Below are 2,456 nucleotides of genomic sequence, written 5' to 3' on the forward strand. Positions count from 1 at the left end.
CGGCTGGAGAAGGCCGGGGCAGACTGCGGCTTCGAAATGACCCCTCGCTTGACCGATGACGGCGTGTTTGAGCTGCGATCGGCGGCATTTCCAGAGACCATTTGGGTCGCGGCTTCGACCAGTGAAGCAGCCAGCTTCAGGGTGTCGACATCATCGGGTGCTTTGTTGGACCGTGTGGTTGGTGGTGCTGTCGAGGTCCATGCGTATGGCGAGCTTTACGCCGTCCTGCAACGCGCATCGGCCGTCGCCAGAACGATGCCGAACCGAGTGGCCGACAAGTTTCGGCAAGAGAAGGCCAAGCTCCCGCAGTCGACCGAGGCAGAGCGCTTGGTTGTTCAACGTGTGGGGCAGGGCTTATTCAGGGACGCTCTGCTCGACTATTGGCAGGGGCGATGCTGCATTTCAGGTTTGGCGGTTCCCAGCCTGCTGCGTGCTTCCCACATAAAGCCTTGGGGTAAGTGCGTGACCGATGACGAGCGACTGGACGTCTTCAATGGCCTGCTCCTGGCGCCGCACCTGGATGCCCTGTTCGATGGGGGCTGGATTTCGTTTGAGGACGACGGAACACTGTTGACCTCAGCATCACTTTCTGGGGCAGCACGACTGCAACTGGGGCTGTCGGGCGATTGGCGTTTGGATGGCCTGAAGCAAGAGCACGCCGGCTATCTCGCCTTCCATCGGCAACACGAATTTCGGCAGGAGAAAACTGCATCAAGGTCGTCTGACTGGCAATAGAGAATTGCCGTGGGGTGAAGTTCTCCGGCTCGCTGGCTAATCAGGCCATCTGCTAGGGAAGGTCTGCACAACCTCGGCCCTGCCCGCGTGATGTGAGACAGTGACGGCATGAAGCAAATGAGCCTGGGCGAGAGCGGATATGAGCGCAAGATCAAGAGGACGCGCAAGCGCGAGTTCCTCGACGAGATGAACCTGGTTGTGCCGTGGGCCGAGTTGGTGGCGCTGATTGCGCCGCACGCGCCAGCAACGGGCGCAAAGGGCGGGCGCCCACCGTTTGCGGTGCAGACGATGCTGCGCATCCACTTCCTGCAACAGTGGTTCAACCTGTCGGACCCGGCGATGGAAGAGGCGCTGTACGACACGCCGATGTTTCGCGAGTTTGCCGGGCTGGACATGGGCGAAGACCATCTGCCCGACGAGAGCACCATCCTGCGCTTTCGCCATCTGCTGGAGAAGCACAGTCTGAGCTTGCAGCTGCTGGCTACCGTCAACGCAACGCTCACTGCCAAAGGCCTGCTGCTCAAGAGCGGCACGGTGGTCGATGCCACGCTGATTGCTGCCCCCAGCTCGACCAAGAACAGCAGCGGCGAGCGTGACCCCGAGATGCACCAGACCAAGAAGGGTAACCAGTGGCACTTCGGCATGAAGGCCCACATTGGCGTGGACGCCGACTCGGGCCTGGTGCACACGGTGGTGGGCACAGCGGCCAACGTCAACGACGTGACGCAGGCCGGCGCGCTGGTGCACGGTGAAGAAACCGATGTGTTCGCAGACGCGGGCTACCAGGGCGTGACCAAGCGCGAAGAGACGCAGGACATTGATGCGAACTGGCATGTGGCCATGCGCCCGGGCAAGCGCAAGTTGCTGGACAAAGGCACGCCCATGGGCGCGATCATGGACAAGCTCGAACATTTGAAGGCCAGCATCCGAGCCAAGGTAGAGCATCCGTTTCGGGTCATCAAGCGCCAGTTCGGGTTTGTGAAGGTGCGCTATCGCGGGCTGGCCAAGAACACGTCGCAGTTGCACACGCTGTTTGCGCTCTCCAATCTGTGGATGGTGCGCCGAACGCTTTTGAGAGAGGCCCGGGGATGAGTGCGCCCGCAGCGGCCCGATGGGGCGCAAATGGGCTGCAAATCGCCCCTCGAACGCTCCGAATCGAGTTGCTGTTGCCGCCATCTGAAACATCGCACATCAGCTCTCGTCGCAGCGGGTGTTGTGCAGACCTTCCTTAGACTTTGACTTATATGAAGCCGGGCCGTGTACTGACACCGAAGCATTGGTGGTTCTGAATGTTCTCGAACCATGAACCCCTGAACTTTGTCGAATCTGTTTCGGCCAATTGGAGCTTCCTGTAGCCAAGTATCGACTCTTCACTTGGAAGACCAAGGAAGCATATGTGAGAGCAAGCGGGGTCGGGTCGTGTCTTTTGCCCTCACCCGCCTTTTAAGAGATTAATCGCATCCTCAGGAGTTAGCCGACCTTCGTGGGTTCAGTCCTCATCAGGCAGCTTTCCCTTCAGCCCCACCGCCCGCAACACCACCAACAGCTCCTTCGCCTGCACCCGATCACCCGCCACCACATACACGGCCTCCACCTCGGCATCGCGGTCGGCGGCCACGTGGGTTTCCATCTTCATGGCTTCCAGCGACAGCAGCGTGCTGCCGGCGTTGACGCGCTGGCCTACCGCTACGGCCACGTTGACAATCGCGCCGGGCATGGGC

The 2,456-nt window shown here is 60.6% G+C and carries 3 protein-coding genes; 2 read left to right on the forward strand and 1 reads right to left on the reverse strand.

Annotation, left to right across the window (positions count from 1 at the left end; translation table 11 throughout):
- Together ABYB95_RS21570 and ABYB95_RS21575 are read left to right on the forward strand one after the other, a co-directional pair.
- On the forward strand, positions 1–735 hold a 735-nt coding region (locus tag ABYB95_RS21570; RefSeq protein WP_372661777.1), incomplete at its 5' end, for an HNH endonuclease.
- A 108-nt stretch (positions 736–843) separates the two neighbouring features.
- Entirely contained in the window at positions 844–1,827 is a 984-nt protein-coding gene (locus tag ABYB95_RS21575) for an IS5 family transposase (RefSeq protein ID WP_372661780.1), read from the forward strand.
- Positions 1,828–2,224: 397 nt separating this feature from the next.
- Here the strand turns inward: ABYB95_RS21575 and ABYB95_RS21580 are convergent.
- Positions 2,225–2,456 (reverse strand): biotin/lipoyl-containing protein (locus tag ABYB95_RS21580; protein ID WP_372661784.1); only part of this gene is annotated, 232 nt, incomplete at its 5' end.

Source organism: Hydrogenophaga sp., from assembly GCF_041633695.1.
Classification (GTDB): domain Bacteria; phylum Pseudomonadota; class Gammaproteobacteria; order Burkholderiales; family Burkholderiaceae_C; genus Hydrogenophaga.